This is a genomic window from Idiomarina tyrosinivorans (assembly GCF_003987475.1).
GTDB lineage: Bacteria > Pseudomonadota > Gammaproteobacteria > Enterobacterales > Alteromonadaceae > Idiomarina > Idiomarina tyrosinivorans.
In genome coordinates this window covers 82,613-102,815 of sequence record NZ_PIQH01000006.1, presented here as the reverse complement: position 1 = coordinate 102,815, position 20,203 = coordinate 82,613, and the positions used below count along the sequence as shown (strand labels likewise).

Genomic DNA, 20,203 nt, shown 5'->3' with positions numbered 1-20,203 from the left:
AATACAATGCGTGTCTGGTGATAGTGATCAACACGTTACGTTATTTCAGGCTTGGAATGGAACAATGATGCGATTGGCTCGAATGGCCTTTTTATTGGCCTCAACTTTGACTATCGCTTCAACGATGGCCGCCGAAGAGGCGCAATCGGTTGAAGATATCTCAAAGCAAATCAACTCTCTGCAAACGCAGTACGAGAACTTTTCCGGCAATATTGCTCAACTGGAACAACAAAAACAAAAATTGGAAGACCAGTTGGCAAATCTTCGGAAGCGTAATGATGAGTTGGAAAATGCTCGACAAGCAGCGCTGGACGAAATGAACAAGCGTTACCAGTTGTTGGTTGAAGATCCCACCATTGATATTGTGTCAGCACAAAATGCTTATAAAGAAGCGGTGATGGCGCACCAACAAAATAAAGAAAATATTAAGACGCAAGTCAACTTGCTCGAAGCGAAAAACAAAGAGCTGCAGCAAGCGCGCGTTAGTAAACATAGCTTGATTAATGAAATCGAAGTGCTGAAAGAGCAACGCAACCTTGCACGTGTTGAACGGATTCAACAGCAATTTAATCAGAAAGGCACCATTGAAGTTAGCCAATCCATTGTTTGTGACCGTGAAGAGACATTGAGCCAGTGTGAGACGCGCGGCAAGCTATTGGCTAAGCAAAAAGCGTCGAAACAGTATTTAAGCCAGTTATTCGACCAATTGTCGGAGTCCGAGTTAGCGCGCACAAACCGTGAAAAAGCCAGTCCAAACGTACAAATTTTGGGCTCGCAAGTTGTGAGTAATGGTTTCAGCGGGCAAGGCAACTATGGCGTTAAGCTATCGGTAGAGTTACGCGGACAGCTACAGGAAACGCAAGCCTGCACGTTGCTAGATGTCGATCTGCGCTACTGCGTGGTAGAAGCAAAAAAGGACGAAGGGTCGGCTGATGGTGAAACGGCCGCCTCAATCGACCCGTCTGTAATGCATAAGTTGACCGTTCGTTCGAATGTCTATGATGACGAAGTATTGATTGATGGCGTAAGTTACGGCTCAACACCTCTCGAGGTAATGCTTCCTGCAGGCGAACATGAGGTAGACGTCGTGAAGTTCGGCTATAGCGGCTATAACAACACGATTATCTTGAAAGATGCGAATGTGATTCGGGTTGAGCTAGAAAAAGCCGCCTATTCGTTCACTAAAGGCGAAAAAATCCAAGACGTTTTATACCGTGATGTGCGTGGTCCTGAGTTAGTGGTTGTTCCAGCGGGTCGTTTCAAGATGGGTGACTTGAGCGGTAATGGTTTACCTAACGAACGTCCAGCGCAAACCAAAGAAATTGAACAGTCATTTGGTATTTCAGAAACTGAAATCACGGTTGCCAGTTTTCGCAACTTTGTTGAAGACACGGCTTATGTGACAGATGCCGAAAAATCGGGCACTTGTGCGGTATTATCTGAAGGCAAGCCGATCTTTAATGCCAATATTAACTGGCGCGAGCCAGGCTTCCAACAGAAACCAGAGTCGCCGGTGGTTTGCGTTAGCTACAACGACGCCAAGGCCTATGTTGATTGGTTGTCACAAAAGAGCGGCGCAAAATATCGCTTACCAACTGAAGCTGAGTGGGAATATGCTGCCCGCGCTGGTACCGAAACTGACTATTGGTGGGGGCAGAATGTTGGTGTCGACAAAGCCAACTGTCGTGCTTGTGGTACGCCTTGGTCGAATGTCAGTAGTGCGCCAGTTGCCTCGTTTAAACGCAACCCGTGGGGCTTATTCGACACGGTTGGTAATGTTTGGGAGTGGGCAAGAAATGAAGCTGATGGTACTAGCTCAGTGCGCGGTGGCGCATGGAACTTTGCACCGAGCTTAGCGCGAGTGTCCACACGGATGGAATTACCAAGCGATTTTGCCTCTAATTACATAGGCTTCCGTGTTATTCGTGAACAATAATATCCACTTGTGGAAAAAAGCTGTGCCTTGGCACAGCTTTTTTTTTGTAAAAGGGCTGTCAAAAGCCGTGACGACGCTTGCCGAGCCTATGTTACGTTGGTAAAGTGGCGTTAACGAATAAGAATGTTCTAAGTAGGGATCAACCCACCCATGTTTAAGAAAATCCGTGGTCTGTTTTCAAATGATTTGTCTATCGACTTGGGAACGGCAAATACTTTGATTTATGTCAAAGATGAGGGCATCGTCTTGAACGAGCCTTCCGTCGTCGCTATTCGCCAAGAGCGTTCAGGCGGTCCTAAAGCTGTTGCAGCGGTTGGTACTGCGGCAAAACAAATGCTAGGTCGCACACCAGGCAATATCAAAGCCATTCGCCCGATGAAAGACGGTGTTATCGCCGACTTCTATGTGACTGAGAAAATGCTGCAGCACTTTATCAAGCAAGTGCACGACAGCCATTATTTCCGTCCAAGCCCTCGCGTACTGGTGTGTGTTCCTTGTGGCTCAACCCAAGTCGAACGTCGCGCAATTCGTGAATCGGCCTTAGGCGCTGGCGCACGCGAAGTACACCTTATCGACGAGCCGATGGCGGCAGCAATTGGTGCGGGCTTGCCAGTCTCTGAAGCGACGGGTTCAATGGTGGTAGATATTGGTGGTGGTACTACCGAAGTCGCCATTATCTCTTTGAATGGCGTGGTTTACTCATCGTCAGTACGCATCGGTGGTGACAAATTTGATGAAGCAATCATTAATTATATCCGCCGTAACTTCGGCGCATTGATTGGTGAAGCAACAGCAGAGCGTATTAAGCACGAAATTGGCTCTGCGTTCCCAGGCGATGAGCTGAAAGAAATTGAAGTGCGTGGCCGCAATTTGGCCGAAGGTGTACCGCGTTCATTTACCCTGAATAGCAACGAAATTCTCGAAGCACTACAAGAGCCGCTAATGGGTATCGTTAGCGCTGTTATGGTAGCGCTAGAGCAATCTCCTCCAGAACTTGCCTCCGATATTTCTGAGCGCGGCATGGTGTTAACCGGAGGTGGTGCGTTATTGAAAGATTTGGACCGCTTGTTGATGGAAGAAACCGGCATTCCAGTCATTATTGCCGATGATCCGCTCACTTGTGTGGCGCGTGGTGGGGGTAAAGCATTAGAAATGATTGATATGCATGGTGGTGACTTATTCAGCTATGAATAAGTTAAGTGAAATCATCACGGGAAGACGCTGATGAATTCGCTGTTTACGAGAGGCCCCTCCCTAAGATTCAGGCTAGTGCTTGCACTAGCCTGTTCGTTTTCTTTAATGTTTATTGACCACAGGCTGCAGGCACTGCAAGGTGCTCGGTTATTTCTTAATTCGTTAGTCGCACCTGTTCAGTATCTCGCCATCCTTCCCGAACAGCTCTTGGACCAATTGTCTGAAACGATGCAGACGCGCGAGCAGTTGCAGCGTGAAAACGAAATACTTAATAGGCAGCTATTAGATTTACAGTCAAGATTGCAACGATTTCATTTTTTACAGAACGAAAATGCCCGTTTACGAGCGTTGCTTGGCTCTGATGCCCGCCAAGAAAATCGCCGTATGGCCGCGGAGGTTATTGCTGTTGCCTCAGAACCGTTTAGCCACCAGTTGGTGATCAATAAGGGCACTCTGAACGGCGTTTACGAAGGGCAACCGGTGCTTGATAGTAAGGGTATTATTGGTCAAGTCTTGAATGTCGGCAGCACTACTGCGCGGGTACTGTTAATTTCAGACCAGAGCCATTCCATTCCGTTACGTGCAGAGCGCAATGATATTCGGGTGTTAGCGCAAGGAACGGGCGATTTACAGCGGCTAGAATTAATGTTTATTCCGCATAGTACGGAATTAAGAGAGGGCGACTTACTAATGTCTTCTGGGCTAGGAGGAGTATTCCCTGAAGGCTATCCCGTCGCGGTGATTAAAACCATCAACCGAGATGAGTCATTACCGTTTGCGCAGGTATTCGCGCAACCGGTATCCGCACTCGACCGGGTACGGAATGTTTTGCTGCTGTGGCCACCCAGCGCCGATGAGCAGCCGTTGTACCCTGAACAAGAGCGTGCTGGAGGCGATAGCAATGATTAAACAGGGGTTAATTCCATTGCTACTGATATTCCTCGTCGCTTTGGTACTGATGGTTATCCCGATGCCGGTGGTATTTGACATGTTGCGGCCCGATTGGGTGACGCTGGTGCTACTATATTGGGTGTTGGCACTTCCGCACCGGGTGAACATTGGTACGGCCTTCGTGCTGGGTGTCATGTGTGACGTCCTGCTAGGCTCGGTGATGGGGGTGCATGCCATTGGTTTGTCAGTGGTCACTTACTTCGCCGCCCGCCATTTTCAGAGAATCAGAAACTTCTCTATTCCACAGCAGGCGATCATTGTGGGTGTTCTGGTGTTAGTTAAACGTGCGGTGATTTTCGAGGTGAATGTGGTGCTGCACGCCGCTGATTTCACTTGGGCTTATTTCTGGCCGGTACTGACCTCAATGATTTTTTGGTTGTGGCTGTTTCCGCTGTTGCGCAAGCTACGCAGACAATTGGCGATTTCATAATGGCGTTGTGTTTGGCATCGGGCTCGCCGCGACGTCGCGAGCTGTTAACCGCTTTAGGCTATTCATTTACCGCTATCACCACTGCCATAGCCGAGGTGCCTGCTGCTGGAGAAAGCGCCTTAGACTATGTTAACCGCTTGGCACGAGAAAAGAGCGAGGCGGCGATCGCACAGCAGAAACCCGGGGATTGGATACTTGGCAGTGACACATTAATCGCCCTAGATGATAAGATTTTGGAAAAGCCCAACGACGTTGAACATTTTTGTTGGATGATGCAGCAGCTATCGGGGCGTAAACACTGGGTTCATACCGCGTTAGCGCTAACCGAAGTGAGCGCCGCGCATGATGTTGCTGCGCAACAACAGCGCTGCGTAACCACAGAAGTCAGTTTTAAACGCCTTACCGACGCTGAAATCATGCATTATTGGCATACCGGGGAACCGCAAGGTAAGGCGGGCGGTTATGCTATTCAGGGCTTTGCTGAGCGCTTCGTGACTCGCCTTAACGGCAGCTACAGTGGTGTTATTGGACTACCCTTATACGAAACCGAGCAATTGCTGCGGAGCGTAGGATTTTTGCCAAATTGGGAGCGTGTAGATGAGTGCTGAAATATTGATGAATGTCACCCCTACAGAAACCCGCGTGGCACTCATTGAAAACGGTATTTTGCAGGAAGTGCATATCGAGCGCCAAGCCAAACGTGGATTGGTTGGTAACATCTATATGGGCAAAGTTTCCAGAGTACTGCCTGGCATGCAGGCTGCGTTCATTGATATTGGCCTCGAGAAAGCGGCTTTTTTACACGCCAATGACATTATGACCGAAGTTGAGCAAGTGCAAGAAATCGACCGTAGCCAAGTGCCACAACGTCACATTGCCGAGTTGGTTCGACCGGGGCAATACATTATGGTGCAGGTTGTCAAAGATCCGCTGGGCACTAAAGGTGCTCGACTAACCACAGATATTACTTTGCCTTCGCGCTATATGGTGTTTATGCCGCAGAGCGCACACTTGGGTATCTCGCAGCGTATTGAAGACAGTGAAGAGCGCGAACGCTTGAAGCAACTGGCAGATAATTTTGTTGCTGAGGAAGGCAGCTTCATTGTTCGAACCGCAGCAGAAGGTGCATCCAAGCATGAGTTAGAAACGGACGCGCGATTTTTACGGCGGGTGTGGGATACGGTCAAGCAACGCAAAAAACATCACCGTAAAATCGGCATTCTGTATGAGGACTTAAACCTTTCTTGTCGGGTTTTGCGAGACTTTGTGGGAGAGCCCATCGAGCGCATTCGGGTTGACTCTAAAGTGACCTACGACTTACTCAAAGAATTCACAGAAACCTTTACCCCAGAGCTCAACGACAAAGTCGAAAACTATACCGGTGAGCGGCCAATATTTGATTTATTCGATGTCGAAAATGAAATTCAACGGGCGTTAGATCGTAAAGTCGAATTAAAGTCGGGGGGGAGTTTGATCATCGATCAAACCGAGGCAATGACGACCATCGACATTAATACTGGCGCCTTTGTTGGGCATCGTAATTTGGAAGAGACTATCTTCAATACCAACACCGAAGCCACGCAGGCAATCGCGCGGCAACTGCGACTGCGTAATTTGGGTGGTATTATTATTATCGACTTTATTGATATGCAAAACGCCGAGCACAAGCGCCGTGTCTTGCAAAGTTTAGAGCAAGCACTGGCAAAAGATCGCGCCAAAACCACAATCAACGGATTTACCTCGCTAGGCTTAGTGGAACTCACCCGCAAGCGCACGCGTGAGAGCTTAGAGCATGTATTGTGTTCAGAATGCCCAGTCTGTCAGGGGCGCGGCAGTATGAAGACAGTAGAAACCGTGTGCTATGAAATTATGCGAGAAATTGTCCGTGTTAATCGCGCTTATGAGGCCGATAAATTTGTCGTTTATGCCTCGGCAGCGGTCAATGACGCGCTGCTTAATGAAGAATCACATGCTTTGGCGGAACTCGAAGTGTTTGTTGGGCGTCAAATTACCGTACAAATTGAACCGCTATATAACCAAGAGCAGTTCGATGTGGTAATGATGTAAAAGGAACGTGTGTTGCTCAATTATGTGCTGAAAAAGTTGTGGTTAACGCTAGCCATCGTTCTGGTTATAAGTGCTGCAACACTCACTACTTTACGTTTCGCGCTGCCATATTTTCCGAATTTGGCAGACAACGTCGAGCGCTTTTTCTATCAGCAATATCAGCAGTCGGTCAATATCGAAAGCTTGGCCATGAGTTGGTCTGAACGGGGTCCTTCACTCGTCCTAAATAACGTCGATTTCGCGGCGCCAGAAGACACCCCAGTGGGTATTAGCGTCGATAAAGTTTGGGTCGTGATCGATTTCTGGCAGAGTCTTTTGCAATGGAAGGTGAAGGCCAGTACCTTTATTCTCGATGGCGCAGATATACGCTACGACATGCGACAGTCTTTGGGGGAGAGCTCCGAAGGCTTGTTGGATACTGTGAGCAAGGTATTTTTAGCACAGTTGGAACGTTTTTCTGTTCGCGATAGCCAGCTTACCGTCACCAATTTGCTGGGTGAAAGACGGCGAATTGCTATAGAGCGTTTGGGCTGGTCCAATAAACAGGCGCAACACCAAGGGGTTGGCCAATTCCGTGTTGAAGGCTTTACCACCAACAGCTTGGATTTTATTCTGAAACTCAACGGTAATGACTGGGCGACCATGAACGGTCAGCTCTATATTGATTCGCGCAATATCGATTTAACGCCCTGGTTAGAACAACAAATTACTGATACCCATATCGACTCGGCCGAATTGAATTTCACTGCTTGGTTAGAGCTACGCGATGGCAGCTTGAATGAGGGATTATTACAGCTACGTGATAACCATGTGCGCTGGCAGGCCGACGACGCCCAACACCAGCTAAAGCTTAGTCGTGGAAATATCGTGTTGCGCCCGCAGAGTCAGGGCTGGTTGCTTAACAGTGAACCCATGCAACTGAGTATCGATAACGAGCAGTGGCAAATTCCACCATTATTGTGGCAACAAATCGACGGCAATAACTTCGCCAGCTTGACAGGTCTCAACGTTGCTCCGTTACTGCAACTGACTAACATGTTCGGGTTAACCAGCGAACAAACCCATCGCGCGTTACAACAAGCAGACCCGCAAGGCCAAGTGGATGTGTTTTTGCAAAAGAAAGTGCGCCAACCTTGGCAATGGACGGCGAGAATAAAGCAGCTTACGCTGAGTGCTTACAACAACATTCCCAGCCTTTCCGGTTTATCTGCGCAGTTTTCCGGGCAAGGTTCGCAAGGCCGTTGGCGTATTGCCATTGACGGTAGCATCGAGCAACAGCAATGGCTAACAGATGCTCCGCTGCAATTACGCACGGATTCACTTCAGGGAACCTGGAAAATCCAAGCCGATGGTTGGCTCGTGACACTGCCTCAGGGCCAATTGGTTATCAATGATTGGCCACTGAATATCGCTGGCAAACTTTATCATTCCGGTACAGAGCCCAACCACATTGCTGTAAAAGTGTGGAGTGATAAATCTCTCGCGGCCACCAAGGCGGCTGAGTTATTACCGCGCGCGATGGGTGAGAGCACTCAACAGTACTTGGTCAACGCTCTGGTCGGCGGTGAGCTTGACCATATCACCGCCGCTTGGCGGGGCGATGTTGGGCAATTTCCTGAGCAGTTCGCGGATGGCGTATTTTCTGCGCGCGCCAGTTTTTCCCGTCTCGACTTCAAGTTTCAGCCTGACTGGCCAGCCATTGAAAACGCTCCGATGCAGTTAGACTTCTATCAAGACGGCCTCTATATGCATACCCAAGGTGGCACTATGAGTGCGGTGCGGCTTGATAAGGTGGATGCGCAAATACCTAATCTAGCCGATGCGCAACAGGGGCTTTATGTGCAAGCTAGCGTCAGTGGCGAAGCTCACGATTTTCATCAATTATTCTCACAATCGCCGCTTACCGAAGTCAGTGATACCATGGAGCAAGTGACACCGGCCGGTATGCTAGCGGGACAATTCAGCTTGCAGGTACCATTCGATGAAGCGCTGTTGCCGCATGCGGAGGGTACGGTTCGCTTTGACCAAAATCCTATCGAAATTCAGGCTATCGATGCGCACTTTGATAGCGCTAGTGGAACGTTGCGGTTTAACGACAGCAACATTAGCACTGACGATCTCAGTTTGACGTGGTTTGGCATGCCGATTCCGGTCACCGTCAATGGCTCACAACAGGGCAAGGGCTATCAAGTAAAAGCCGAAGCGCTGATAGACTGGCAAACGGATAAGTTATTCAATGCAATGCCGCAGAATGAATGGCGCTCGTTATTTTATGGCGCGATAAATGGGCGCGGTGATTTAGACCTGATGCTAACGGAAAAGGGTTATAGCGTAGATTGGAACAGCCAGGTTGATTTAACCGGGTTACAAACGCAGCTACCAGCGCCATTGCAGAAGGAATTTGGTGAGGCGTGGCAATGGCAGTTCTCTCTCTCAGGGAATGAACAGCAGTTGCAGGCGAGCAGTGAAATCCCCGATCACCTGCAATGGTTCTCGCAGTGGAAGCCCGGAGCAAAACAATGGGATGTCGCGCGTTTACGCATTGGTGAACCGTTGCTAAATAGTCAAATGACGAAGCAGGATCGTTTTATTGTCAGCGCGGCATTGCCGCTCGTTGATGTGGCATCGTGGTTTACCACTATTAACCAAATTCAACAGTCTATGCCGACTGCAGAAATGCCAGTCGACAACAACTTTAGCCGTCCTGATTTGATTCAAGTCACGACTCCCGATTTGCGCTGGTTAGGGCAGTCGTTAACCGATGCGATGATTCGAATATGGCCACAAAATGGGCTTTGGCATGTGCGGATGGACTCCAATGACGGCGCTATCAAAGCCGAAATTCCGAGCGACTATCAGAGCAAAGGTATTCACGTGGTTGCCAACCGCTTAGTCCTGAACAGTTGGAACGAAAAAACCACATCGTTTGAGCGGTCACCGGAACAATGGCTGCACCAAGTTCCGCCGCTAAATATTGAGTGTCGTTATTGTCGCTATCAAGAACATGAGATTGGCGAACTTCGTTTGATGTTGTCGCCGTTAGATAATGGTCTTTCGTTAGATGACCTGCGCATTAGCAATGGTGACAACAGGTTAGCAATGAGCGGTAAATGGCTATATGACGGCGAGCAACCGAGTACCCATATTAGTGGTACCTTGAAGAGCGATGACCTCGGGCAACTGCTGAACGAATACAAAATGAATACCATTATTAAGGATAGCCCAGCCGATATTCGCTTTGACCTGTCATGGCAGGACCTCCCGTATAAAGTAGATGTCGAAAGTCTGGATGGCGAAGTAAAATGGGATTTAGGTAAAGGCTATCTTGCTGATGTGTCTGATGGTGGAGCGCGGCTGTTTTCTATCTTTAGTTTAGAAAGCATTGTGCGCAAATTAACGTTGGATTTTCGTGATATTTTTTCTCAGGGAATGTTCTATACCGACCTCACCGGGTCGCTCCAAATCAAAGACGGTATCGCCGCCACCAGTGACACTAAAATGCAAGGTTCAGCGGGGGATATGGCGCTAACAGGCACCACCAACCTCACTAACTCGCAATTGGATTACCGCTTAACCTATGTGCCAAAAGTCACTTCAAGTTTACCTGTGATTGTGGCGTGGATGGTAAATCCACCTGCGGGGCTTGCGGCATTATTACTCGATAAGGTTTTGCATGACGCGCAGGTGATCTCGCGGCTTGAATATCGCATAACAGGTACTATTGATGATCCGAAAGTGAGTGAAGTTTCTCGAGACAGCCGTAAAGTTGATTTACCCAATCAAGCGAGCGAACCAGCCAGCAAACAACCCACTTCCGAGCAGCCGGAGGCTTCTAATGAAGGCAGTACAACTAACCGCAATGCAGTTGAACAGCCAGCCACAACCTCAGGAAAATCTGAAAAAGGTTGAGCATTGGCTGCAGCAATTGCCCGACCAGCAGCCACAATTGGTGGTATTACCTGAGGCATTTAGTTGCTTCGGAGCCGGTGATAAAGCACAGTGGCAACAATCACAGAACGCAGAACAAACGCATCAAGCGTTGACAGAGTTAGCGCGAAAATACCGCGTGTACCTCTGCGCCGGTACTGTCCCCACGCCTAACGGCGATAAATTTTATGCTACCAGTTGGTTGTTCGGCCCAGATGGCAAAGAGCTGGGCAATTATCAAAAAATTCATTTGTTTGATGTTGATGTTGCCGACAACACTAAACAGTACCGAGAGTCTGCATGGGCGACACCCGGGCAAAACGTCGTAGTGGTCGATACCGAGTTTGGCCGAGTTGGCTTAGCAGTATGTTATGATGTGCGTTTTCCAGAGCTTTTCCGGCTGCTGAGGCAGCAGGGTGCAGAAATTATTGTGTTGCCGTCCGCCTTTACCCAAGTCACCGGGGCTGCGCATTGGCAAACATTAGTGACCGCCAGGGCTATCGAACAACAGGTTTACGTTGTCGCCGCAGGCCAAGTTGGAACACATGCCAATGGCCGGCAAACCTACGGTCATTCAATGGTGATCGATCCCTGGGGTAGGAACCTTGCTGAATTGGCTGATGGTGAAGGCTTAGCAAGTGCATTTGCTGAACCCGAGCAACTCGCAGAGATTCGTAACAATATTCCGGTGGCGGACCACAATGTATGGAGTATAAAGAGGAAGTATGACAGCAACTAGTGTCAATACACTGTTACAGCAACACCAGTTATCGGAAGCGCATCTACACGACGCTCTGACCCACTTATATCGTGGCTCTATCGATTTTGCCGATGTGTACTTACAAGCGAGCCGGAATGAATCTTGGGTTCTCGAGGACGGTATCATTAAAGATGGCTCATTCCATATCGAGGCTGGCTTGGGTGTGCGTGCCATTCAAGGTGAGCAAACCGGGTTTGCTTACGCCGATGAAATTACTGCAAAAGCGTTGATGCGCAGTGCCGACGCGGCCCGGGGGATCGCGCGCGAAGGTTCTGCGAGTGCCAAAATTGCGTTAAGCCAGCCGCACTGGGACAGTCGTTACTCCAGTCACGATCCTTTAGCGAGTTTAACCGAGTTAGAGAAGATTGCCTTATTGAAAGAGGTCGATGCTTATGCGCGGAGTTTAGATACGCGTATTCAGCAAGTTATCGTTAGCCTCTCTGGCAGTTACGACGAGGTTGTGGTTGCCGCTACCGATAATACCTTAGCTTTTGATGTGCGCCCATTAGTGCGCTTGAATTGTTCTGTGATTGCTGAGCAGGACGGCCGCCGCGAGCGCGGTAGCGCGGGTGGTGGTGCGCGCGTCAGCTACGATTACTTTACCCTAGAACATAACGGCGAACCGCGTTGGAAGCATTTTGCTGAGGAAGCTGTTCGGCAAGCCTTAGTGAATTTAGCCGCACAGCCTGCGCCTGCAGGTACAATGCCGGTGGTTCTTGGCGCAGGCTGGCCGGGCGTGCTATTGCACGAAGCCGTAGGGCATGGGCTCGAGGGCGATTTTAACCGTAAAGGGGCGTCAGCGTACTCGGGTAAAGTCGGACAGCAAGTTGCCTCACCGTTGTGCACTATTGTTGATGATGGCACCCTCAGTGACCGTCGTGGTTCACTGGCAGTGGATGATGAAGGAACGCCAGGCAGCTACAATGTACTGATAGAAAACGGTGTGCTAAAAGGCTATATGCAAGATAAGTTGAACGCCCGTTTAATGGGTGCCAAGGCGACCGGTAATGGTCGCAGAGAATCCTATGCGCACCTGCCGATGCCGCGCATGACCAACACTTACATGTTGGCTGGAGAGAGTGAGCCGAAAGATATCATCGCTTCTGTTGAACGCGGTATCTACGCGCCGCAATTTGCTGGCGGACAGGTGGATATTACCTCGGGTCAGTTCGTATTTTCCGCGTCAGAAGCTTATCTGATCGAGAATGGCGAAATCACCACGCCGATAAAAGGCGCGACACTCATTGGTAATGGACCTGAAGCCATGGCTCAAGTGTCAATGGTCGGAAATGACTTGGCCTTAGATGAAGGCGTCGGTGTGTGTGGTAAAAATGGTCAGAGTGTGCCAGTTGGCGTAGGGCAACCGACACTCAAATTAGATGCCATGACCGTAGGCGGGACAGAATAAGTTACTCGCTGGACGAGTTCTGCATAAGCTCGCGCAAATAGACAAACAGTTTACGTGAAGCCATTGGCGGTTGTTTATTGGCTTTTTGTTGCTCGGCCTGATGGCGCAATTCATGGATACGATGGGCATCGGCTTGGGGGAATTCGCTAAGGAACGCCGTTAACTGCTCGGTTGAGCCAGTGAGCAGCGTCTCACGCCATTGCTCAAGCTGATGAAAGCTATCGGTTTGTTGCTGATGATGAGCGTTGAGTGCATTGATCGCATCGGCTATTGCATTGATATCGCGTTGCCGCATCAGCTTGCCAATAAACTGTAGTTGCCTGCGCAACGCTTCATGTTTATTGGCAATGCGACGGGCAAGGGCAACCGCTTCGGCAAGCTCTTCGTCCATGGGGATGGTGGCTAACTCTTTATCACTGAGTTTCACCAATTGCTCGCCCAAGTTTTGCAGCGCCTGTTGTTCGCGTTTACGCGCGGATTTGCTAAGCGGTTCTTGTGGGTCTTGGTCGAAACTGTCGTGTTGCATGAGCGATACTGTCCATTAAATAGATTTATCATAGTTTACCAGTAGCCCGTGCGCGGGAACAGTCAGTAAAGGAGTTAAGCATTGATTCCACAGTCGAACGATCTTGAACAACAAATGGCCATGGTCAAACAGGCCGTGCAAGATGCGTTGCAGCAAGCGAAGCAAGCCGGTGCAAGCGCCGCGGAATGTTCAATGAGTCAGAGTAGTGGTATTGCCGTGGGTACTCGTATGGGCGAGGTAGAGACGGTTGAATTTACCCAAGACGGCGCCTTAGGGATTAGCGTTTACCGCGACCACTGTAAAGGTTCAGCGTCGACCACCGACCTCTCGCCGCAAGCGATCAAGGCAACCGTAGAAAAGGCCTGTGAAATTGCCCGCTTTACTTCCGCCGACCCCTATAACGGATTGGCACCTGCAGAGTTGATGGCACAGCACTACCCTGATTTAGCCTTGTGCTACCCGGGTGATCAAAGCCCAGACTACGCTATTGCACAGGCATTAGCCTGTGAGCGCCATGCATTGGCCCAAGACCCGCGAATTACGAACTCCGATGGCGCCCATTATGGCTCGCATTGTGGATTTCGAGTGTATGGCAACAGCCATGGATTTCTGGGCGGTTACTTGCAGTCGCGGCATGATTTGAGTTGCGTAGTGATTGCCAGCCAAGATGACAAAATGCAGCGCGATATGAGCTATTCTGTTGCGCGTAAAACGTCAGACTTACTGGCGCCTGAGCAAGTCGCCGAAGAAGCAGTAACGCAAACCCTTGCTCGCCTAGGCAGTCGCAAAGTGAAAACAGCTAAGGTGCCGGTCATTTTCCGCGCCGATGTTGCTGGTAGTTTCTGGGGACATTTGGTCAGCGCGATAAGTGGCGGCAGTTTGTATCGTAAAGCCAGCTTCTTACTGGACCGCCTTGGCGACAAGATATTTCCCGAGTTCCTTACCATTCATGAAGATCCGCACATCGTTGGCGGCCTTGCGAGCTCTCCGTTTGACGCTGAAGGAGTACAAACCCAAGCACGCGAGATCATTAGTGATGGGCAGTTACAGACCTACCTATTGACCAGTTATGCGGCACGGAAGTTGGATCGACAAGTCACCGGTCATGCCGGTGGTATCCACAATTGGCAAATCAGTCACGGCGATGACGATTTAGCGGCGCTCTGCAAGCAAATGGGAACCGGGTTGTTGGTGACTGAACTGATGGGGCAAGGGGTCAATCTTGTCAATGGTGACTACTCTCGAGGTGCAGCAGGATTTTGGGTTGAAAACGGAGAGATTCAGTATCCTGTTGACGAAGTCACTATTGCGGGTAACTTGAAAGATATGTTCGCCAACATGGTAGCCGTGGGTAACGACATCGATCCGCGCCATGCAGTGAAGTCAGGTTCCATTCTGTTAGCCGAAATGAAGGTCGCCGGACAATAGCCGGCGACTTGCAGTGACGCGCGAGTTAGCCCAACAGTAGGGTAGCGGTACCTAAGAACGCAAAAATCCCAACCACATCGGTGACCGTGGTTAAAATCACGCCGCCAGCAAGCGCTGGATCAATTTCAAATTTTTTCAACAGCATCGGCACGGTGACCCCAGCGAGTCCTGCGGCGAGTAAGTTTGCCATCATCGCAAAGGCAATAATCACGCCGACCATCCAACTTTGCTGCCATAACGCGACCACTGCGGCAATCAAACATGCCCAGATAAGACCATTCAGCGCGCCAATGGCAAGCTCTTTACCAATCAACCACCGCGAGTTACTCGGCGTGATGTGGCCTAATGCCATACCACGAATAACCAAGGTTAGGGTTTGGCTACCAGCAATGCCTCCCATGCTGGGGACAATGGTATTGAGAATGGCGAGCACCGCCATCTGCGAAAGGATGTCTTCAAATAGCGAGCTGACTGCAGCCGCTAATAATGCTGTGACCAGATTAACCGCGAGCCAAATCGTGCGTCGCCGGGTACTTTTTAATACTGGCGCAAAGGTATCCTCGTCATCTTCCAAACCCGCCATACTCAACATCGAGTGTTGCGCTTCTTCGCGGATAATATCGACAACGTCATCGATGGTGATACGACCGAGCAAATGTCCTTCGTTATCGACCACCGGTGCGGATACCCAGTCATGCCGTTCAAACAGTTTTGCGACTTCCGTCTCATCAAGGTCGGCGGGAATGCCTTGGACGTCTGGCGTCATGATGTCAGATACCAAGCGAGCGGTATCTACGGTTAGTAACCGTGACAACGCTACTTCTCCGATAAATTGGTCATCGCGATTAACCACATACAGTTTATCCGTTGCTTCGGGTAACTGACCTTTCAAACGCAAGTAACGCATGACAACATCAACGGTAACATCGGGACGAAGGGTAACGGTGTCGGTATTCATGATACCGCCTGCGGTATCTTCATCGTACGACAGCGCCATTTCAGCCCGTTGCCGATCCTGCTCATCCATCGATTTTAAGACTTCTTGATAGACCGGATCAGGTAAACCGCGGAGTACGTAGGCGAGATCGTCGGTATCCATGCCTTCGGTCGCAGCTGCCAGCTTTTCTGGCGCCATCTGCCGAATAATGGATTTTTGCACTTCCTCTGAGAGTTCTTCTAGAATTTCGCCGTGTTCATCGGGGTCGACTAATTGCCAAATGACCGCACGACTTTTCGGCGGGGAAGATTCGAGTAATAGCGCAACGTCGCATGCGGGGAGGTTGTGCAACATACGGCGAGCGGCAACATACATACCGCTAACGAGGGCGTCATTGACTTCTTGAATGCGTTGAATCGCATATTCTTTGTCAGATACTTCTGCAATCACTGCCGCCCCCTAGTGCAAAACCTAATAGGCACCAGTGTAGCGTAACTTTTACAAAGAATCAGTAAGTAATATCAGTGACTTATTCGCTTTCGTCGAAGCGTGACTCAATCAAATCGGTAACTGCGGCTAAGGCGGCTTCGGCATCATCACCCTCAGCGCAAACCTCAATGGATTTACCTTGCTGACTGGCGAGTAGCAGCAAACACATGACGCTAGACGCGTCGACCATTTGCTCTCCCTGTTTGATTTTTATTTCTGAATCAAACTGTTGAGTAAGCTGCGCAAGCTTGGTGGCGGCGCGAGCATGGAGTCCGAGTTTATTGCGAATGACCAGTTGCTTGCAGATCTTTGTCATGCCCCTAGCTCCCTGTGACGCACTTGCACGCCATACTGCTCATTAAAGCGCCCGGCAAGCTGTTCAGCGATGTAGACCGAACGGTGTTGGCCACCGGTACAACCTACGGCAATGGTGAGGTAGCTTCTATTGCTGCGCTGAAAGTGGGGCAGCCAGGTCGCTAAAAATGTTTCGATCTGGTGGATAAATTTGGTTACCAGCGGTTGCTGCTGAAAAAAGTGCTGTACGTCTTTATCTTTCCCAGTGAGACTCTTTAATTCCGGTTGCCAGTGCGGATTAGGCAGAATGCGTGCGTCAAACACAAAATCTACGTCTTTTGGCACGCCGTGCTTAAAACCAAACGACTGGAACACAATAATCAATTTCTTTTCGGCCTTACCCAGTACCCGTTCAGTCACTTGCTCGCTTAGCTGGTGTAGGCTTAGGTCAGTACTATCAATGCGCCAAGTCGCGCGTTCCATTAAGGGTTCGAGCAGTTGGTGTTCCATTTTAAGCGCATCAACTAACGGTAATTCTTTGCGCGATAACGGGTGTAAGCGACGGGTTTCACCAAAGCGGCGGAGCAAAACGCTTTCTTCTGAGTCGATGAACAGAATTGCCGGTTTAATTTTTTTCGGCAAGAAATCGAGCGACTCTACTAAATCGTCAGGATTTTCCGGTAAGTTGCGTACGTCAACGCTGACTGCGATTGACTCAAAGCGGTCCATGACGGCGTGAACCAATGTTGGCAATAAACTAATGGGGAGGTTGTCCACACAGTAAAAGCCGAGATCTTCCAGTACCCGCAGAGCAATGGTCTTGCCCGAACCCGAGCGTCCACTGACGACTATTAACTGCATGAGGCAGCTTGCCCCTTACCGACAAAAATATCGTAAAGTGCTTTGTCACTATCGGCTTCGCGCAGCGCTCTGGTACAGCTTTTATCGTTCATCTTGCGCGCGACTTCAGCGAGCGTTTGTAGGTATTGCTCCTGCTCATTTTCTGGCACTAGTAGAGCGAAAACAATATCTACTGGTTGGTTATCAATGGCATCGAAATCAATGGGTTTGGCCATGGTAAGTAGCACCGCGACAGGCTGGCTAGCGCCAGGTAGGCGGCCATGAGGAATGGCAATGCCCAGTCCAATCCCGGTACTACCTAGGCGTTCGCGACTGAGCAAACTTTCAAATACATCAATACGGGTGATGTTACACAGCTTAGGCGCCGCGATTTGGCTGATGATCTCGAGCAGTTTCTTTTTGCTCGTGCCCTCGACTGCACAGCGAGTGCAGTCGGGGCTTAATAAGTCACTGAAATTCATGAGTTAATGACGTTTCATCTTCTCTTTATGTTTAATCACTTGACGGTCTAATTTATCGATTAGTCCGTCGATGGCTGCGTACATGTCCGTATGTTCTGCGTCGGCGAAAATCTCACCGCCGTTTAGATGAAGCGTAGCTTCCGCTTTTTGCGTTAATTTTTCAACATTGAGGATGACGTGAACGTTATTTATATGGTCGAAATGTCGCTCCAGTTTGGAAAATTTTGTATCCACATACTCCCGTAAAGCGTCGGTAATCTCGATATGATGACCGGTCAAATTGATTTGCATATCGTCTTCCTTCTGTTGTGGGTCAATTGTTACAGGAGACTCTTCCGCTGCGAAGAGGACGGTATATTCAGAGACTCCCGGTACTTCGCAATGGTTCTCCTTGCTACTTGGATTCCCTGTTCAGCCATGAGTTCAGCAATTTTGCTATCACTTAAAGGCTTAGCACGATTTTCCGCACTCACCAACTTCTTAATTAAGGCGCGTATGGCCGTCGATGAACACTCGCCGCCCGATTCGGTCGCAACGTGGCTGGAGAAAAAGTATTTCAGTTCAAATACACCGCGTGGCGAGTGCAGATATTTTTGTGTCGTCACTCGCGAAATTGTCGACTCATGCATTTCTACAGCCTCAGCAACGTCGTTTAAGACCATCGGCTTCATGGCTTCTTCACCGTATTCAAAAAATGCCTGCTGGCGCTGTACGATGCACGTCGCCACTTTAAGCAAGGTCTCGTTTCGGCTCTCCAAGCTTTTGATAAACCACCGCGCCTCTTGTGTATGTTGCTTAATATACTGCGAGTCGTTGGCATTCTTTGCGGTTCGGCTCAGCGCAGCATATTCTTCATTCACCTTCAATTTAGGTACGCTGTCGGGGTTCAGTTCGACCACCCAACGGCCGTCCTTTTTCCGAACTGACACGTCTGGCACCACGTATTCTGCCGCTTGACTCATTATCGCTTCGCCAGGGCGTGGATTAAGGGTGTGAATTAACCGTAATACCTCACGCAATTGGTCTTCGGAAAGTTTCATTTTCCGCTGCAAGGTGCGGTAATCGCGGCTTGCTAATAGCCCCATATGCTCACGCAAAATTTGGCAGGCACGCTGACGATGTTGCGATTCCGGTAATGCCATCAATTGCACCGTTAAGCACTCGGCAACATCGCGGGCGCCGACGCCTAAGGGGTCAAAGTGTTGGATACGCTTCAGTACCATCAACACTTCTTCCAATTCTACGTCATCCATATTTACCGCTTCGACGATATCTTCGGCAGTCACGGTTAGGTATCCGCTGTCGTCGATAGCTTCAATGATTGCGGTAGCGATAGCCGCATCTTCTTCACTAAAATGTGACAGGTTGAGCTGCCAATAAAGGTGGTCGTGCAGCGACTCTGAAGTACTGCCTTGGTAAACATCATCGTCGTCAATGCTGCGTGAACTGCTTGGTGCAGAAGTGCCTTGGGTGGAAGAGGTATAGGTGTCATCCCAGGTGCTATCTACGGGTAAGTCATCCGGTAAGTCGTTTTGCTTTAACGCATCGCCAGTTTCTGTTTGCGAGTGATCTTTACTGTCGGCTTGGTGCAGTGAGGCTTCGCCATCGGCGCCAGATTCGTCAGTTTCGACTTCCAATAACGGGTTACTCTCTAGCGCTTCTTGAATTTCGTTTTGCAAATCCAACGAAGATAACTGCAAAAGCCGAATCGCCTGTTGCAGCTGAGGCGTCATAGTAAGTTGCTGACCAAATTTTAGCTGCAGACTTTGTTTCATTGATCGGTCCCGGTACTGCGTTAAAGGGTGAACTGCTCACCGAGATAAACGTCTTTAACTTTCTGGTTGCTTAAAATACTGTCAGCATCGCCGACAGCTATGAGCTCACCATGACTAACGATGTACGCGCGTTCGCATACCGACAACGTTTCGCGTACGTTGTGGTCGGTAATCAAAACGCCGATACCACGTTGACGTAAATGCTCGATAATTTTCTTTATATCAAGAACTGAAATTGGGTCAACACCTGCGAACGGCTCATCCAGTAAAATAAACTCTGGGTCGGCAGCGAGAGCTCGAGCGATCTCGACTCGGCGCCTTTCGCCCCCCGATAGGCTCATGCCCAGGCTGTTCGAAATATGGCCAATATGAAACTCCTCTAACAACCCGTCTAAACGCTCCTCGCGCTCGGCTGCGCTGAGCGATTTACGTGTCTCCAAAATGGCCATCAGATTGTCGCGAACGGTTAATTTACGGAAAATTGAGGATTCTTGTGGCAAGTAACCAATCCCACGCCGTGCTCGTTCGTGCATCGGCAGGTGAGTAATGTCGTTGCCATCAAGGCTGATTTGGCCTTTATCATTATTCACAAGGCCCACGATCATATAAAAGGTTGTGGTTTTACCAGCACCATTCGGACCAAGCAAACCAATCACTTGTCCGCTTTCTACCTCAATGCTGACGTCTTTTACCACTTGGCGCTTTTTATAACTTTTCGCCAGATGTTGTGCGCTCAATATCGCCATTGGGTCCTCAGTG

General features: G+C 49.5%; 18 protein-coding genes. 10 read left to right on the top strand and 8 right to left on the bottom strand.

Going from position 1 to position 20,203, the window contains the following annotated elements; genetic code table 11:
• Window positions 1-64 precede the first annotated feature (64 nt).
• From CWI84_RS07480 to tldD, 9 genes are all read left to right on the top strand, one after another.
• Entirely contained in the window at window positions 65-1,936 is a 1,872-nt protein-coding gene (locus CWI84_RS07480) for a formylglycine-generating enzyme family protein (RefSeq protein WP_126841969.1), read from the top strand.
• Window positions 1,937-2,086: 150 nt separating this feature from the next.
• Complete coding sequence (locus CWI84_RS07475; RefSeq protein WP_126841968.1) at window positions 2,087-3,130, top strand: rod shape-determining protein; 1,044 nt, start codon at window positions 2,087-2,089, stop codon at window positions 3,128-3,130.
• Window positions 3,131-3,160: 30 nt separating this feature from the next.
• Window positions 3,161-4,039 (top strand): rod shape-determining protein MreC, encoded by an 879-nt coding sequence (gene mreC / locus CWI84_RS07470; protein ID WP_126841967.1) that lies wholly within the window; start codon window positions 3,161-3,163, stop codon window positions 4,037-4,039.
• A complete protein-coding gene (mreD, locus tag CWI84_RS07465) occupies window positions 4,032-4,511 on the top strand; it encodes a rod shape-determining protein MreD (protein ID WP_241968754.1) in 480 nt (159 codons plus the stop codon). The genes mreC and mreD overlap by 8 nt, the downstream gene beginning before the upstream one ends.
• Window positions 4,511-5,119, top strand: a complete 609-nt coding sequence (locus CWI84_RS07460; protein WP_198674495.1) for a Maf family protein — start codon at window positions 4,511-4,513, stop codon at window positions 5,117-5,119. The genes mreD and CWI84_RS07460 overlap by 1 nt, the downstream gene beginning before the upstream one ends.
• Entirely contained in the window at window positions 5,109-6,578 is a 1,470-nt protein-coding gene (gene rng / locus CWI84_RS07455) for a ribonuclease G (protein WP_126841966.1), read from the top strand. Before CWI84_RS07460 ends, rng begins: the two co-directional genes overlap by 11 nt.
• A gap of 9 nt (window positions 6,579-6,587) precedes the next feature.
• Window positions 6,588-10,487 carry a YhdP family protein gene (locus tag CWI84_RS07450; protein ID WP_126841965.1) on the top strand — a complete coding sequence of 1,300 codons (3,900 nt, stop codon included), beginning with the start codon at window positions 6,588-6,590 and terminating at the stop codon, window positions 10,485-10,487.
• On the top strand, window positions 10,414-11,244 hold the full coding sequence (locus tag CWI84_RS07445) for a carbon-nitrogen hydrolase family protein (protein WP_198674494.1): 831 nt from the start codon (window positions 10,414-10,416) through the stop codon (window positions 11,242-11,244). Before CWI84_RS07450 ends, CWI84_RS07445 begins: the two co-directional genes overlap by 74 nt.
• A complete protein-coding gene (tldD, locus tag CWI84_RS07440; RefSeq protein ID WP_126841964.1) occupies window positions 11,231-12,673 on the top strand; it encodes a metalloprotease TldD in 1,443 nt (480 codons plus the stop codon). The genes CWI84_RS07445 and tldD overlap by 14 nt, the downstream gene beginning before the upstream one ends.
• 1 nt (window position 12,674) lies before the next feature.
• On the opposite strand, the gene yjgA is transcribed toward tldD, so the two are convergent.
• Window positions 12,675-13,199 carry a ribosome biogenesis factor YjgA gene (gene yjgA, locus CWI84_RS07435; RefSeq protein WP_126841963.1) on the bottom strand — a complete coding sequence of 175 codons (525 nt, stop codon included), beginning with the start codon at window positions 13,197-13,199 and terminating at the stop codon, window positions 12,675-12,677.
• A gap of 81 nt (window positions 13,200-13,280) precedes the next feature.
• On the opposite strand from yjgA, the gene pmbA reads away from it, so the two are divergent.
• Window positions 13,281-14,627 carry a metalloprotease PmbA gene (gene pmbA / locus CWI84_RS07430; RefSeq protein WP_126841962.1) on the top strand — a complete coding sequence of 449 codons (1,347 nt, stop codon included), beginning with the start codon at window positions 13,281-13,283 and terminating at the stop codon, window positions 14,625-14,627.
• A 25-nt stretch (window positions 14,628-14,652) separates the two neighbouring features.
• Here pmbA and mgtE read toward each other — a convergent pair whose 3' ends face one another.
• From mgtE to lptB, 7 genes are all read right to left on the bottom strand, one after another.
• Entirely contained in the window at window positions 14,653-16,014 is a 1,362-nt protein-coding gene (mgtE, locus tag CWI84_RS07425) for a magnesium transporter (protein ID WP_126841961.1), read from the bottom strand.
• A gap of 79 nt (window positions 16,015-16,093) precedes the next feature.
• Window positions 16,094-16,369: an HPr family phosphocarrier protein gene (locus tag CWI84_RS07420; RefSeq protein ID WP_126841960.1), complete on the bottom strand. Its 276-nt coding sequence runs from the start codon at window positions 16,367-16,369 to the stop codon at window positions 16,094-16,096.
• Entirely contained in the window at window positions 16,366-17,208 is an 843-nt protein-coding gene (rapZ, locus tag CWI84_RS07415; protein WP_126841959.1) for an RNase adapter RapZ, read from the bottom strand. The genes CWI84_RS07420 and rapZ overlap by 4 nt, the downstream gene beginning before the upstream one ends.
• A complete protein-coding gene (ptsN, locus tag CWI84_RS07410) occupies window positions 17,199-17,669 on the bottom strand; it encodes a PTS IIA-like nitrogen regulatory protein PtsN (protein WP_126841958.1) in 471 nt (156 codons plus the stop codon). Before ptsN ends, rapZ begins: the two co-directional genes overlap by 10 nt.
• 3 nt (window positions 17,670-17,672) lie before the next feature.
• On the bottom strand, window positions 17,673-17,960 hold the full coding sequence (gene hpf / locus CWI84_RS07405; protein WP_126841957.1) for a ribosome hibernation promoting factor: 288 nt from the start codon (window positions 17,958-17,960) through the stop codon (window positions 17,673-17,675).
• A 29-nt stretch (window positions 17,961-17,989) separates the two neighbouring features.
• On the bottom strand, window positions 17,990-19,444 hold the full coding sequence (locus CWI84_RS07400) for an RNA polymerase factor sigma-54 (protein WP_126841956.1): 1,455 nt from the start codon (window positions 19,442-19,444) through the stop codon (window positions 17,990-17,992).
• A gap of 20 nt (window positions 19,445-19,464) precedes the next feature.
• Window positions 19,465-20,190 carry an LPS export ABC transporter ATP-binding protein gene (gene lptB / locus CWI84_RS07395; protein ID WP_126841955.1) on the bottom strand — a complete coding sequence of 242 codons (726 nt, stop codon included), beginning with the start codon at window positions 20,188-20,190 and terminating at the stop codon, window positions 19,465-19,467.
• Between the last annotated feature and the right edge of the window lie 13 nt (window positions 20,191-20,203).

What these genes read in the sequence shown, in the direction of transcription:
- CWI84_RS07480 (WP_126841969.1), top strand. Translation starts at nt 65, where the DNA reads ATGATGCGATTGGCTCGAATGGCCTTTTTATTGGCCTCAACTTTGACT.
- CWI84_RS07475 (WP_126841968.1), top strand. Translation starts at nt 2,087, where the DNA reads ATGTTTAAGAAAATCCGTGGTCTGTTTTCAAATGATTTGTCTATCGAC.
- mreC (WP_126841967.1), top strand. Translation starts at nt 3,161, where the DNA reads ATGAATTCGCTGTTTACGAGAGGCCCCTCCCTAAGATTCAGGCTAGTG.
- mreD (WP_241968754.1), top strand. Translation starts at nt 4,032, where the DNA reads ATGATTAAACAGGGGTTAATTCCATTGCTACTGATATTCCTCGTCGCT.
- CWI84_RS07460 (WP_198674495.1), top strand. Translation starts at nt 4,511, where the DNA reads ATGGCGTTGTGTTTGGCATCGGGCTCGCCGCGACGTCGCGAGCTGTTA.
- rng (WP_126841966.1), top strand. Translation starts at nt 5,109, where the DNA reads ATGAGTGCTGAAATATTGATGAATGTCACCCCTACAGAAACCCGCGTG.
- CWI84_RS07445 (WP_198674494.1), top strand. Translation starts at nt 10,414, where the DNA reads ATGAAGGCAGTACAACTAACCGCAATGCAGTTGAACAGCCAGCCACAA.
- tldD (WP_126841964.1), top strand. Translation starts at nt 11,231, where the DNA reads ATGACAGCAACTAGTGTCAATACACTGTTACAGCAACACCAGTTATCG.
- yjgA (WP_126841963.1), bottom strand. Translation starts at nt 13,199, where the DNA reads ATGCAACACGACAGTTTCGACCAAGACCCACAAGAACCGCTTAGCAAA.
- CWI84_RS07420 (WP_126841960.1), bottom strand. Translation starts at nt 16,369, where the DNA reads ATGACAAAGATCTGCAAGCAACTGGTCATTCGCAATAAACTCGGACTC.
- rapZ (WP_126841959.1), bottom strand. Translation starts at nt 17,208, where the DNA reads ATGCAGTTAATAGTCGTCAGTGGACGCTCGGGTTCGGGCAAGACCATT.
- ptsN (WP_126841958.1), bottom strand. Translation starts at nt 17,669, where the DNA reads ATGAATTTCAGTGACTTATTAAGCCCCGACTGCACTCGCTGTGCAGTC.
- hpf (WP_126841957.1), bottom strand. Translation starts at nt 17,960, where the DNA reads ATGCAAATCAATTTGACCGGTCATCATATCGAGATTACCGACGCTTTA.
- CWI84_RS07400 (WP_126841956.1), bottom strand. Translation starts at nt 19,444, where the DNA reads ATGAAACAAAGTCTGCAGCTAAAATTTGGTCAGCAACTTACTATGACG.
- lptB (WP_126841955.1), bottom strand. Translation starts at nt 20,190, where the DNA reads ATGGCGATATTGAGCGCACAACATCTGGCGAAAAGTTATAAAAAGCGC.